This is a genomic window from Synechococcus sp. CS-1329 (assembly GCF_025128055.1).
GTDB lineage: Bacteria > Cyanobacteriota > Cyanobacteriia > PCC-6307 > Cyanobiaceae > Regnicoccus_A.
In genome coordinates, this window is the sequence record NZ_JAHLYS010000012.1 from 1 (window position 1) to 12,920 (window position 12,920).

The 12,920-nt window shown below is 66.4% G+C and carries 12 protein-coding genes; 8 read left to right on the forward strand and 4 right to left on the reverse strand.

The window, feature by feature from the left end; all coding sequences use genetic code 11:
- Window positions 1-115 precede the first annotated feature (115 nt).
- The 4 genes from urtA to KQ304_RS01495 all read right to left on the reverse strand — a co-directional run bounded on the left by urtA (window position 116) and on the right by KQ304_RS01495 (window position 3,436).
- Entirely contained in the window at window positions 116-1,417 is a 1,302-nt protein-coding gene (gene urtA, locus KQ304_RS01480) for an urea ABC transporter substrate-binding protein (protein ID WP_259735439.1), read from the reverse strand.
- Between the two features lie 148 nt (window positions 1,418-1,565).
- Window positions 1,566-2,174 (reverse strand): urease accessory protein UreG, encoded by a 609-nt coding sequence (ureG, locus tag KQ304_RS01485; protein ID WP_259735358.1) that lies wholly within the window; start codon window positions 2,172-2,174, stop codon window positions 1,566-1,568.
- 21 nt (window positions 2,175-2,195) lie between these two features.
- On the reverse strand, window positions 2,196-2,909 hold the full coding sequence (locus KQ304_RS01490; protein WP_259735359.1) for an urease accessory protein UreF: 714 nt from the start codon (window positions 2,907-2,909) through the stop codon (window positions 2,196-2,198).
- Window positions 2,906-3,436, reverse strand: coding sequence for an urease accessory protein UreE (locus KQ304_RS01495; RefSeq protein ID WP_259735360.1), 531 nt, complete (start codon window positions 3,434-3,436; stop codon window positions 2,906-2,908). Before KQ304_RS01495 ends, KQ304_RS01490 begins: the two co-directional genes overlap by 4 nt.
- A 113-nt stretch (window positions 3,437-3,549) precedes the next feature.
- Between KQ304_RS01495 and KQ304_RS01500 the strand changes: the two genes are divergently transcribed.
- The 8 genes from KQ304_RS01500 to KQ304_RS01535 all read left to right on the forward strand — a co-directional run bounded on the left by KQ304_RS01500 (window position 3,550) and on the right by KQ304_RS01535 (window position 12,916).
- Window positions 3,550-4,437: an urease accessory protein UreD gene (locus tag KQ304_RS01500; protein WP_259735361.1), complete on the forward strand. Its 888-nt coding sequence runs from the start codon at window positions 3,550-3,552 to the stop codon at window positions 4,435-4,437.
- 52 nt (window positions 4,438-4,489) lie between these two features.
- Window positions 4,490-4,792: an urease subunit gamma gene (locus KQ304_RS01505; protein ID WP_255111454.1), complete on the forward strand. Its 303-nt coding sequence runs from the start codon at window positions 4,490-4,492 to the stop codon at window positions 4,790-4,792.
- Window positions 4,789-5,097 carry an urease subunit beta gene (locus KQ304_RS01510; RefSeq protein WP_259735362.1) on the forward strand — a complete coding sequence of 103 codons (309 nt, stop codon included), beginning with the start codon at window positions 4,789-4,791 and terminating at the stop codon, window positions 5,095-5,097. Before KQ304_RS01505 ends, KQ304_RS01510 begins: the two co-directional genes overlap by 4 nt.
- A gap of 51 nt (window positions 5,098-5,148) precedes the next feature.
- Complete coding sequence (ureC, locus tag KQ304_RS01515) at window positions 5,149-6,873, forward strand: urease subunit alpha (protein WP_259735363.1); 1,725 nt, start codon at window positions 5,149-5,151, stop codon at window positions 6,871-6,873.
- 134 nt (window positions 6,874-7,007) lie between these two features.
- Window positions 7,008-8,447, forward strand: coding sequence for a circularly permuted type 2 ATP-grasp protein (locus KQ304_RS01520; protein ID WP_259735440.1), 1,440 nt, complete (start codon window positions 7,008-7,010; stop codon window positions 8,445-8,447).
- Entirely contained in the window at window positions 8,441-9,481 is a 1,041-nt protein-coding gene (locus KQ304_RS01525) for an alpha-E domain-containing protein (protein ID WP_259735364.1), read from the forward strand. Before KQ304_RS01520 ends, KQ304_RS01525 begins: the two co-directional genes overlap by 7 nt.
- Window positions 9,466-10,356, forward strand: coding sequence for a transglutaminase family protein (locus KQ304_RS01530; protein ID WP_259735365.1), 891 nt, complete (start codon window positions 9,466-9,468; stop codon window positions 10,354-10,356). The genes KQ304_RS01525 and KQ304_RS01530 overlap by 16 nt, the downstream gene beginning before the upstream one ends.
- Before the next feature lie 106 nt (window positions 10,357-10,462).
- Window positions 10,463-12,916 (forward strand): glycogen/starch/alpha-glucan phosphorylase, encoded by a 2,454-nt coding sequence (locus KQ304_RS01535; protein WP_259735366.1) that lies wholly within the window; start codon window positions 10,463-10,465, stop codon window positions 12,914-12,916.
- Window positions 12,917-12,920 lie beyond the last annotated feature (4 nt).

Below are 12,920 nucleotides of genomic sequence, written 5' to 3' on the forward strand. Positions count from 1 at the left end.
CCAGCGTCGCGTCAGCGACGCTGGACCAAGTGGAACGTGGTGATATATCGATCTGGATGGCGGTGGTTCCTGGAGGAACCACCGATCCTTCATCGCCTTCCAGGGATGGCTCTGATCACATCTTGAACTTGCCGGCATCAGGACGATCCTGAGTCCAGTCGCAGGTGAAGCCCTTGGTTTCGGGTACGAACTGGTTCCAGGGGAGAGGCGGAATGGCCGTCTTGCTGTCCTCGAGGATCTTGAACTGACCGTCGGCCTCAGCCTCACCGATCAACACACGCTCGGAGGTGTGGTGGTTGGGGAACATTTCGATCTCGCCCTGGGGCGCATCGAATTTGATGCCAATCATGGTCTTGCGGACCTTGTCAAGATCTTCGAAGGTGCCGGCCTTCTCAACGGCCTTCTTCCAGAGGTACACCATGTTGTAGGCCGATTCAGCCGGGTCACCGGTGACCCGATCTGCGCCATACATGGCCTGGAAGTCGGAGGTGAACTTCTTCGAAGCCGGGGTGTCCAGGCTCATGAAGAAGTTCCAGGCAGCGTAGGTGCCAGTGGTGTACTCAGGTCCGATCTGGCGAATTTCCTCCTCGGCGATCGAGAAGGACATGATCGGGTATTTGGCCGGGTCAATACCGGCGGCCTTGAACTGCTTGAAGAGGGCAACGTTGGAGTCACCGTTCAAGGTGTTGATGATGATGCCACCATCAGGGAAGGCCTTCTTGATCTTGGCGATGATCGGGGCCACCTCGGTGTTGCCGAGAGGGATGTAGTCTTCACCAACGGTTTCACCACCAAGGGCCTTCATCTGCTCCTTGATGATGGTGTTAGCGGTCCGAGGATAGACGTAGTCAGAGCCGACTAGGTAAACCTTCTTGCCTAGTTTGTCGCCGTAGGTCTTCATCAGCCACTCAACGGCCGGTTCGGCCTGCTGGTTGGGAACAGCGCCCGTGTAGAAGATGTTCCTGGAGCACTCCTGCCCTTCATATTGAATCGGGTAGAAGAGCATATGATTCTTGGCCTCATACACCGGCAACATGGCTTTGCGGCTGGCGGAGGTCCAGCCTCCGAAGACCACAGCCACTTTGTCGGAGTCGATCAGCTTCTGTGATTTCTCAGCAAAGGTGGGCCAATCTGAGGCACCATCTTCGGCAACGGCGACGATTTTGTACGATTTGCCGTCAACCTTGACGCCGCCGGCGTCGTTGATCTCCTTGATCGCCATCTCTTCGACCTCTTTGAGGGTCGTTTCCGAGATGGCCATTGTGCCACTCAGAGAGTGAAGAATACCGACCTTCACCTCGCCATCGAAGTTGCCGGCGGAGTCTCCGCCGCCACCGCCGCCGCAGGACACCAGAGTGATGCTGACGGCGGAAGCAGCGAGTCCAGCAAACAGCCGCCGAGAGAGATTCTGAACCATTGGTGCTTTGTCAAGGTGAAGGTATGCCGCGACGCTGACGGCAGCTTGGAACCTAGGGACGGTGCCCATGGCGGCATGTATCGGATCACACGAAACGTCTGTTGCTGCTGAGCCTGTGTGGATCTGCTGGCGAGTCCCGTTTTCTGAGTCAGGCCTTTGGGCTAGGCAGTTGTTCGCGCAGAAAGGATTCCACCCGATCCAGGCCTTCTCCGCTGCGCAGGTTGGTGAAGCACCATGGGCGGCCTGAGCGCATTCGTTCCGTGTCCCGCTGCATCACCCCCAGATCGGCCCCCACCATCGCCGCCAGATCAATCTTGTTGATCACCAGCAGGTCGGAGCGGGTGATGCCTGGGCCCCCCTTCCTGGGGATCTTGTCTCCTGCGGCCACGTCGATCACGTAGATGCAGAGGTCAACCAGTTCAGGGCTGAAGCTGGCCGCGAGATTGTCACCACCGCTCTCCACCAGCACCAGATCGAGGTTGGGAAACTGATTCTCCAGCTCTTCGACGGCGGCGCGATTGATCGAGCAGTCTTCGCGGATGGCTGTGTGGGGGCAGCCTCCCGTCTCCACGCCGCGGATGCGCTCGGGTTCCAGGGCTCCGGCGCGGGTCAGGAACTGGGCATCTTCCTGGGTGTAGATGTCATTGGTGACCACCGCCAGCTCCAGCTCCTGGCGCAGACGCCGGCAGAGGGCTTCCACCAGGGCCGTCTTGCCGGACCCCACGGGCCCCGCCACTCCAACGCGCAATTTGCTCATGGCGGTGGCCTGCTCTGGTGATCAACTTCGAAACAGCCTGGAGTACAACTCGGCGTGGTGGAGCTGGCTGAGGCCAGAGCCGATGCCGCCGCTCCATTGCTCGCGAGGATCCGTCAGCACCAGCTCCCGGCTGCGCTCCACCAGCAGCGGTGCCAGAGACAGCTGAAGCCGTTGCCCCTGGGTGGGTCCCAGCGGCACCAGGCGCACGGCGGCACTGATCTGGTTGGCGCACCAGCCATAGAGGTAGGCCTCCACCAGCTCCCCGAGGGGTAGCCCCAGGCAAAGCCCCGCCCAGGCCCAGGCTGCCGGCCAGGCCAGCTCAACGGCGGGCTGCAGCGGCCAGCCCAGTTGGGCCAGCAGCTGCAGCAACGACCGTCCCATCTGCCGTTGCTGGGCCCGCAGCTCGGCGGCTTCGCGCTGGGCCAGCAGCCAGCCGTCGAGATCCACCAAGGCGGCCCTGGCCTGCTGCAACGCTTCACGCCCGCAGGCGTCTCCGTGGTCTGTTGCAGCCCTGAGCTGATGCTGACGCAGCGCCTCCTGCAGCGGACCCAGGGCTGCGGCCTCGATGCCGATGCCGCCGCGCCTCAGCTCGGCCTCGAGCCACTGCTGCAGGGCCTCCGCCGTGGTGATGGCTCCGCGCTGCACGAGCACCTCGAGCCCCTCCGAGTAACTGAAGGCTCCCACCGGCAGAGCGGGGCTCACCAGTTGCAGCAGGTGCAGGCCGGCCACACTCATCGCGGCTGGGGGCTGGCCTGACCGTGGGAGTGGCCGTGGGAGTGATGGGCCGTGGCATAGGCCCCCGGCTCCGGCAGAAATGGCGCCATCTGGTGCTCGATCATCAGGCCCCTCTGGCGCATCAATCCCTCCAGCACGCCATCTTCCAGCAGCCGCAGCTCCCCTGGGCGCAGCTCCAGTGACACGTGGCGGTTGCCCAGGTGGTAGGCGGCCTGAAGCAACACCAGCGCATCCGGGCTGCGCACCACCAACACCCGCTCGGGTGCGGGCTCAACCATCACCAGCACGCTGCCATCGGCCGGCATCAGCCCCTCGCCTGGCTCCAGGGCCGGTCCCCGAGGCAGCAGCAGTTGCAGCTCGCGGCCGCAGGAGCTGCGCCGCCGCCCGCGCAGGCTGGTGCGCTCCTGGGCACTCAGGGGCAGATGCAGCAAGGGCAGACCCGTCCCCATCGCCTGACCTGGGCCCTGGCCGCGCCACTCCAGTTGCAGCGGCGGTGCAGCAGCTGGTGGGCCGGAGCTCGCGGGCATGGACACAGAAGCGTCAATCTCAGCATCAGAGTGCACCCTCTCCAGGCCACGGAGCATTCCCTGTGACCATGGCTACCAAATCAGGCCTGGTGTCCTGGGCCAGGATCCCCCAGATGGTGTCGACCCCCCCCAAGCCCTGGTGCGCCGAAGCCCAGCTGCGCTTCCATCGAGCGGCGGATCGCGGCACCCAGCACCAGGGTGGCGCCACGGCTCCCCTCAAGATCCAGCGGGCCTTCGCCCGCGCCGATGGCCGCTGCGAGCTGCCATTGCTGCACACCGGCGGTGGCCTGGTGGGGGGCGATGAGCTGAACATCGGCGCTGAGCTCGGACCCCACAGCCGTGTGCTGCTCACCAGCGTCGCCGCCCAGAAGGTGTATGGGTCCGTGGGCCGCTCCCGCCTGGCTCCCCAGGGCAGCTGGAGCCGCCAGCGGCTGAGCTTCGAGCTGCAGGCGGGGGCGGATCTGGAATGGCTGCCCCAGGAGGTGGTGGTGTTCGCCGGGGGGCTGATCGAGCAGAACTGCCGGGTGGAGCTGGCCGAGGGGGCCAGCTGGCTCGGGGCCGATGTGGTGCGCCTGGGCCGCAGTGCCGATGCCGAAACCCTGGAGGAGGGCTGCTGGCGCTCGCGCCTGGAGGTGCGCCGACAGGGGCGCTGGAGTGTGGTCGATCAACTGGAGCTGGCGGGGGAGACCCTGCGCTCCCCCCACGGGCTGGCGGGGATGCCCGTGTTCGGCAGCCTGGTGTGGGCGGCGCCGGTGCCGGTGCCCGACGCCCTGTTGGAGCTCTGTCGCGCCGATCGGGCCGGGCTGGAGGGGGAAATGGCCTGCGGTCGGCTGGATCAGGGGCTGGTGGCCCGTTACCGGGGCGGCTCCACCCAGGCGGCCCGCTGGTGGTTCACCCGCATCTGGGCGCGTATCCGCGCCGAGCGCGGCCTGGCCCCGCCGCAGCTGCCGCGGGTCTGGCCCTTTCAGGAGACGCCCCTGGTGGGCGAACGTTCCTGTTGAACCTGCCCATCGCCGCCGCCACTGCCACAGTGGAGCCGGAACGCCCTGGCCCATGTATCTCACCCCCCAGGAGAAAGACAAGCTCCTGATCGTCACTGCAGCGCTTCTGGCGGAGCGCCGGCTGCAGCGGGGCCTCAGGCTCAACCACCCGGAAGCCGTGGCCTGGCTCAGTTTTCTGGTGTTGGAGGGGGCCCGTGATGGCCGCAGCGTGGCGGATCTGATGGCCGAGGGCACCACCTGGCTCAACCGCGAGCAGGTGATGGAGGGGGTGCCGGAGTTGATCCCCGAGGTGCAGATGGAGGCCACCTTCCCCGATGGCACCAAGCTCGTCACCCTGCACGATCCGATCCGATGATCCCCGGCGAACTGTTTCCTGAACCCGGCAGCCTGGAGCTCAACGCTGGCCGGCCGGTCACCACGATCGAGGTGGCCAACCGGGGTGATCGGCCGGTGCAGGTGGGCTCCCACTTCCACTTTTACGAGGCCAACCATGCCCTGGTTTTCGATCGGGAGGCGGCGCGGGGCCAGCGCCTCGACATCCCCGCCGGCACCGCGATCCGCTTCGAGCCGGGCGATCAACGTGCGGTGCAGCTGGTGCCCCTGGCCGGCTCCCGCTGCGTCTATGGCTTCAACGGCCTGATCAACGGCCCCCTCGACTGAGCCCCCCGGGCCGCCCGGCCCATCCCCCTTTCCTTCGCCCCCGCACCAGCCATGCCCTATCGGATGGACCGCCGGGCCTATGCCGAGACCTACGGCCCCACCACCGGCGACCGGCTGCGGCTGGCCGACACCGAACTGATCCTGGAGGTGGAGGACGACTTCACCAGCTACGGCGAGGAGGTGAAGTTCGGCGGCGGCAAGGTGATCCGCGACGGCATGGGCCAGGCCCAGACCTCCCGCGCCGACGGCGCCGTCGACACGGTGATCACCAATGCCCTGATCCTCGATTGGTGGGGGATCGTCAAGGCCGATGTGGGCCTGCGCGACGGCCGCATCTGCGCCATCGGCAAGGCCGGCAACCCCGACATCACCGATGGGGTGACGATCGTGGTGGGCCCGGGCACCGAGGCGATCGCCGGCGAGGGTCACATCCTCACCGCCGGTGCCATCGACACCCACATCCACTTCATCTGCCCGCAGCAGATCGAGACCGCCATCGCCAGTGGCGTCACCACCCTGCTGGGCGGCGGCACCGGCCCGGCCACTGGCACCAACGCCACCACCTGCACCCCCGGCGCCTTCCACCTGGCCCGCATGCTCCAGGCCGCCGAGGGGCTGCCGGTGAACCTGGGCTTCTACGGCAAGGGCAACGCCAGCACGCCCGAAGCGCTTGAGGAGCAGATCCGCGCCGGCGCCTGCGGCCTCAAGCTCCACGAAGACTGGGGCACCACCCCGGCGGCGATCGACTGCTGCCTGACCGTGGCCGATCGGTTCGACGTGCAGGTCTGCATCCACTCCGACACCCTCAACGAGGCGGGTTTCGTCGAGGACACGATCCGGGCGATCGGCGGTCGCACCATCCACACCTTCCACACCGAGGGTGCTGGCGGCGGCCACGCCCCCGACATCATCCGGATCTGCGGCGAGGCCAACGTGCTGCCCAGCTCCACCAACCCCACCCGCCCCTACACCCGCAACACACTCGAGGAGCACCTCGACATGCTGATGGTGTGTCATCACCTCGATGCGGCCATCCCCGAGGATGTGGCCTTCGCCGAATCGCGCATCCGCCGCGAGACGATCGCCGCCGAGGACATCCTCCACGACCTTGGCGCGTTCTCGATCATCGCCAGCGACTCCCAGGCCATGGGCCGGGTGGGCGAGGTGATCACCCGCACCTTCCAGACCGCCCACAAGATGAAGGTGCAGCGCGGCAGCCTGCCGCAGGACAGCGCCGGGCCCGGGGCCGGCCGCAATGACAACGTGCGCCTCAAGCGCTACATCGCCAAGGTCACGATCAACCCGGCAGTCGCCCACGGCCTCGACAGCCAGATCGGCTCGGTGGAGGTGGGCAAGCTGGCCGATCTGGTGCTCTGGAAGCCAGGCTTCTTCGGTGTCAAGCCGGAGCTGGTGATCAAGGGCGGCTCGATCGTCTGGGCCCAGATGGGCGATGCCAACGCTTCGATCCCCACCCCCGGACCCGTGCATGGCCGGCCCATGTTCGCGGCCTACGGCGGTGCCCTCGCCCCCAGCTGCCTCACCTTCCTGAGCCAGGCGGCCCTCGACGACGACCTGCCGCGCAAGCTGGGCCTGAAGCGCCCCTGCGTGCCGGTGGTGCACACCCGCGGCATCGGCAAGGCCCAGATGCGCAACAACTGCGCCCTGCCCAAGGTGGAGGTGGATCCCCAGACCTATGAAGTGTTCGCCGATGGCGAACTGCTCACCTGTGAGCCGGCGGAGGTGCTGCCGATGGCGCAGCTCTACTTCCTGCTCTGAGGGCCGCTGGCATGGGCTGAGGGCCGGGTGTCGATCTGGATCGATCCAGCTCAACCCAGGGGCAATCGGTAGCGATCACCACCAGAGTTGTCAATGCCGCTGTCCATGATCAAGCCATGGCCACGCCCCCCTCGATGTTCACCGACTACAAGCCGAGCAAGGGTTACGACGAGTATTTCAGCGCCGCCTCCGAGCCGCGCTCGGCCCTGAGTCCGCTGCTCTCGTCCCTTGGTCAGCTGGGGATCGAGGAGATCAACCGCAACCATGCCGCCGCCGGCATGCTGCTCAAGCGCCTCGGGGCCACCTTCCGCCTCAACGGCTCCGGTGAGCGGGGCGGTGAGCGCATCCTTCCCTTCGATCCCCTGCCGCGCCTGATCCGCTCGGGCGAATGGCAGCGGCTGGAGCTGGGCCTGATTCAGCGGCTGGAGGCGATCGACAGCTTCCTGGGCGATGTCTACGGCGATCAGAAAATCCTCAACGATGGGGTCGTGCCCCGCGAGGACCTGGAGACCTCCCAGGGCTGGCGTCCCCAGATGCAGGGGTTCAAGCCGCCCCTGGGCCGCTGGTGCCACATTTCCGGGCTCGATCTGATCCGCGACGGTCAGGGCACCTGGCGGGTGCTGGAGGACAACCTGCGCTGCCCCTCGGGGGTGGCCTACTTCCTCGAGAACCGCCGCGTGATGAAGCGGATGTTCCCCAGCCTCTTCGCCGGTCGCACGGTGCAGCCCATCGACGACTACCCGTCGCACCTGCTGCAGACCCTGCGTGACCTGGCCCCCTGGACCGACACCCCCAAGGTGGTGCTGCTCACCCCCGGCGTGTTCAACAGCGCCTATTTCGAGCACAGCTACCTGGCCCAGCAGATGGGCATCCAGCTGGTGGAGGGTCGCGATCTGGTCTGCGAGGGCAATCGGGTGTGGATGCGCAGCACCTCCGGGCTCGAGCCGGTGGATGTGATCTACCGCCGCATCGACGACGATTTCCTTGATCCTGCCGTCTTCCGCCCCGACTCGATGCTGGGGGTGCGCGGGCTGATGGAGGCCTACCGGGCCGGGCGGGTGGCGATCGCCAACGCCCCCGGCACCGGTGTGGCCGACGACAAGCTGATTTACGCCTACGTGCCGGAGATGATCCGCTACTACCTGGGGGAGGAGCCGATCATCGAGAACGTGCCCACCTACATCTGCTCGCGGCCCGACGACCAGGCCTATGTGCTCGCCCATCTCAGCGAGCTGGTGGTCAAGTCGGTGGCGGAGGCCGGGGGGTACGGCATGCTGATCGGCCCCCATGCCGACCAGGCCGAGATCCTCTCCTTTGCGGAGAAGATCCAGGCGGATCCCCGCAATTTCATCGCCCAGCCCACCCTGGAGCTCTCCACCGTGCCCTCCCTCAGTGAAGGCGAGCTCTACCCCTGCCACGTGGATCTGCGCCCCTACGTCCTGCGGGGCAAGGGTGCCTGGGTGAGTCCCGGTGGGCTCACCCGCGTGGCGCTGCGCCGGGGCTCCCTGGTGGTGAACTCCTCCCAGGGCGGGGGCTGCAAGGACACCTGGATCGTGGATGAGAGCTCATGCTGAGTCGCGTCGCCGAATCGCTCTATTGGATCAACCGCTATGTGGAGCGGGCGGAGAACATCTCCCGCTTCCTTGAGGTGAGCGAGGCCATGGCCCTCGATTGCCCCCCCGGCAGTGCCGAGCCCTGGCTGCCCCTGATCGACGCCAGCGGCGACCGTGAACTCTTCGACAAGATCTTCCCCGGCGGCGGCCCCGAAGAGGTGGTGCGCTTCCTGGTTCAGGATCCGGAGAATCCCAGCAGCATCGTCAACTGCGTTGACGCCGCCAGGGAGAACGCCCGCCAGATCCGTGAGGTGATCACCACCGAGATGTGGGAGCAGCTCAACGACCTCCATCTCACCCTGCTCGAGAGTGATCAGTTCTGGCGTTTGCCCAGCCAGGAACAGCTGCACGAGGTGCGCAAGGCCTGTCAGCTCTTCTACGGCATCACTGACGCCACCTTGAGCCGCGACCTTTCCTGGCAGTTCAGCAAGCTGGGCCGGCTGGTGGAGCGGGCCGACAAGACCAGCCGCATCCTCGACGTCAAGTACTACTTGCTGCTGCCCAGCCCCGAGGAAGTGGGGGGCGTGCTGGATGAACTGCAGTGGATCTCGCTGCTGCGCTCCGCCGGGGCCTACCAGATGTTCCGCCAGTCGCAGCAGCAGGGCATCACCCCCCGGGCCGTGGCCGAGTTCCTGCTGCTCGATCCCATCTTTCCCCGCTCGGTGCGCTACTGCCTGGAGGGACTGAGCAAGGCGATGCGGGTGATCCGCGGCAACCCGGTGCCCGGCCCCCCCGACGACCTGGAATGCCTCACGGGGCGCATGCTGGCCACCTGGAGCTACGTGCGCATCGACGAGCTGATCTCCCAGGGGCTGCATGAGGCCGTCGACCGTTTCCAGGGCGATCTCAACCGCCTGCACGCCCTGATCGAAACCAACTACTTCGTGGTGGCCTCGCCCCAGCCGGAGTCGGACGACAGCGCCGCCACCGACGCCCTCCCCAGCCCTTACCCCAGCACCATCGTTCCTGTACCCCCGGCATGCGCGCCCGCGTAACCCACACCCTCAGTTACCGCTATACAGCTCCCGTTCAGCTGGGTCCGCACCGCATCTGCCTGAAGCCCAGGGCCCACGGCTTCCAGCGTCTGCTCAGCTTCGATCTCTACCTCTCCCCCGATCCCCATCGCCTGCACGCGCTGGTGGCCGCCAGTGGCGACGACATCCTGCGGGCACGCTTCAGTGGCGCCACCGATGCCCTTGACATCCGCTCCCAGTGTGAGGTGGAGACCCAGGTGCCGCCCCTGCTGCAGGTGTGCCTTGAGGAGAATGAGCCCTCGCTGCCTTATCCCAAGGGCCTGCTCAACGGCGATCTGCAGGGCAGCCTCGAGGGCTGGCTGCCGAACGGCCAGCACGATCCCGCCGCCGTGGAACTGGCCCAGGAGGCCCTGATGGGCAGTGACCAGCGGGCGCTGATGTTCCTGCAGCAGCTGGTGGAGATGATCCAGGACAGGGTCAAGTACACCCAGCGGCACGTTGGGCCGGCCTGGCCCGCCGGACGCACCCTCAAGGAGCGGGTGGGCTCCTGCCGCGATCTGGCGGTGCTGATGATCGAGGCTTGCCGCTGCGTGGGGCTGCCGGCCCGCTTCGTCAGCGGCTACCACCTGGTGGAGCCCAGGCCCGAGCGCTACGACCTGCACGCCTGGGCAGAGGTGTACCTGCCGGGGGCCGGCTGGCGGGGCTTCGATCCCAGCGGCATGGGGGCCGTCGACGATCGCTACATCCCCCTGGCCACCTCCTCGAAGCCCAACCTGGCCGCGGCCGTGATGGGCACCTTCAGCGGTCCGGCGGGGGTCAGCAGCGAGATGCAATGGTCGATCGCGGCTGAGCTGCTCAGCGAGGACCACACCGTTCCCAACCTGCTGCACTTCTGAGGCGAACCTTCAGGGAACCTGGAATGAACCTGAATCGGTAACCGTTCCAGCAGCGATGGGGTGGGCTCCCGCAGCATGAAGGGAGAAGTTGACACAACCCGCCTCCATGGCAGCCAGCACCGTCCCACCCACCGACCTCGGCGCGTCGCCTTCCCTGGATGGTCACGCCCTGGCCGAGGCGATGCGCCGGCATCTGTTCTTCACCCAGGCCAAGTCCCCCTCGCTGGCCACCAGCCACGATTACTACCGCGCCCTGGCGATGGCGGTGCGCGATCAGCTGCTGCAGAACTGGGTCGACACCGCCGAGGCCTACACCCAGAGCGGGGTGCGCACGGTGTCGTACCTCTCCGCCGAATATCTGCTCGGCCCGCACCTGGAGAACAACCTGGTGAACCTGGGCCTGCGCGACGTCGCCCAGGAGGCCTGCGATGAGCTGGGTCTCGACCTGATGCAGCTGATTGCCGAAGAGCCCGAGCCGGGCCTGGGCAACGGTGGTCTGGGCCGGTTGGCGGCCTGTTTCCAGGAATCGATGGCCAGCCTTGAGCTGCCGGCGATCGGCTACGGCATCCGCTACGAATTCGGCATCTTTCGCCAGCAGATCGTGCGGGGCAGCCAGGTGGAGAGCACCGATCCCTGGCTGGCCCAGGGAAACCCCTGGGAGGTGATCCGCCCGGAGTGGTCCTACCCGGTGGTCATCGGCGGCCACACGGTGATCGGCGTGGCCTACGACACCCCGATCCTGGGCTATGGGGTTCACACCGCCAACACCCTGAGGCTGTGGTCGGCCCAAGCGCCGGAATCCTTCGATTTCGCCTCCTTCAATGCCGGTGACTACACCCGGGCGGTGCTGCAGAAGATCAATTCGGAAACCCTCTCGAAGGTGCTCTATCCGAACGACGAGACCAGCCAGGGCAAGCAACTGCGCCTCAGCCAGCAGATCTTCTTCGTGAGCTGCTCCCTGCAGGACATGTTCCGCATCCTCAAGGGGCAGGGGTTGCCGGTCACGGAGTTCCACACCAAATTCGCCGTTCAGCTCAACGACACCCACCCGGCCATTGCCGTGGCCGAGCTGATGCGGCTGCTGATCGATGAGCACGGCGTCGACTGGGACACCGCCTGGTCGATCACCACCGCCTGCGTCAGCTACACCAACCACACGCTGCTGCCGGAGGCCCTCGAGACCTGGGGTGTCGACCTGTTCGAGCAGTTGCTGCCGCGCCAGCTGGAGATCATCTACGAGATCAACACCCGCTTTCTGCGCATGGTGCGCATCCGCAACCCCGGCCAGCCGGCCCTGCTGGAGCGCATGTCGCTGATTCAGGAGGGGCCCCAGCGCAAGGTGCGCATGGCGAATCTGGCGGTGGTGGGCAGCCACCGCGTCAATGGCGTGGCAGAGCTGCACAGCAAGCTGGTGCGCAAGGACCTGTTCGCCCCCTTTGTGGAGCTGTGGCCTGAGAAGTTCACCAACGTCACCAACGGCGTCACCCCAAGGCGCTGGATCGCCGTGGCCAACCCGTCGCTCTCGGACCTGCTCGATGACACCATCGGCAGCACCTGGCGCCGCGATCTGGGCGAACTCTCGCGCCTGGAGTCCTACGCCGACGATGGGGCCTTCCTGGAGCGTTGGCGCGGCGTTCGCGATCAGAACAAGCAGCGTCTCTCCAACCTGATCCACCAGCAACTGGGTGTGCTGGTGGACCCCGCCTCCCTCTTCGATGTGCAGGTGAAGCGGATCCACGAGTACAAGCGCCAGCACCTGGCGGCCCTGCAGATCGTCGAGCGCTATCTGCGCATCCGCAATGGCGAAGACCTGCCGCCGCGCACCTTCATCTTCGGCGGCAAGGCGGCGCCGGGCTACGCCATGGCCAAGCTGATCATTCGCCTGATCTGCGGCATCGCCGAGATCGTCAACATGGATCCCGCCATGGACGGGCGCCTGCGGGTGGTATTCCTGCCCAACTTCAGCGTCAGCCTTGGCCAGAAGGTCTACCCGGCCGTTGACCTCTCCGAGCAGATCTCCACCGCAGGCCTGGAGGCCTCCGGCACCGGCAACATGAAGATGGCCCTCAACGGCGCCGTCACCATCGGCACCCTCGATGGCGCCAACATCGAGATCAGGGATCTCGTGGGCCACGACAACTTCTTCCTGTTCGGCCACACCGCCGAGCAGCTGGAGGTGATCAACAGGGGCGGCTACCACCCGATGCCCTGGCTGGAGAACGATCCGATTGCCCGTGAAGCCATCGACCTGATCGGCTCGGGTCATTTCAGCGAAGGCGATCGCGACCTCTTCCACCCCCTGCTGGCCAACCTCTGCAGCAGTGATCCCTACCGGGTCATGGCCGATATCGGTGACTACCGCAAGGCCCACAACGCCGTGGATGCCGCCTGGGTGGATGCTGTGGGCTGGAGCCGCATGTCGCTGCTCAATTCAGCCCGTTGCGGGTTCTTCAGCAGCGACCGCTCGATCCGCGAGTATGCAGAGAGGATCTGGAATGTGGAGTCGATGCCCATCAACGCCTGCACGGTGCTGCCCTCGGCCCAGCCGGGCAGGCGCTGAGTCG